General features: G+C 64.8%; 1 protein-coding gene. It reads right to left on the reverse strand.

The window, feature by feature from the left end; genetic code table 11:
• The coding region (locus H2O73_RS23530) for a hypothetical protein (protein WP_220457698.1) at window positions 1–335 on the reverse strand (335 nt) is incomplete at both ends.

Consider the following 335-nt stretch of genomic DNA (forward strand, 5'->3'; position numbering starts at 1 on the left):
GCCCTGCTCGGTCAGGGTCTCGGCATAGGCCTTGTATTCGCGGCCCTTGGCGTAATGTTCCTGGCGCACGACCTCCTCGGCGGATTTGGCCACGAAGGTGTCGAGGAACTTCGTGTGCAACAGGCAGCCCGAAATCCGCTCCCCCCCGCCGGTCTCGTAGACACGGTTCAGGCCGCGGGGCAGCAGCATATGGGTGCTGTCCACATAGACATAGCCGCGATCCCATTTCACCAGCGGGATCTTGTTGAGCGCCGGCGCCGCCTCCGGCGTGTCGGTGAAGAAGGTGCGCGCCCGCGGCCCGCCCTGGATCCACAGGTTGCCGAATTCGGGATTCT

The sequence above is a fragment of the Vibrio marinisediminis genome (assembly GCF_014050145.1).
Lineage (GTDB): Bacteria > Pseudomonadota > Gammaproteobacteria > Enterobacterales > Vibrionaceae > Vibrio > Vibrio marinisediminis.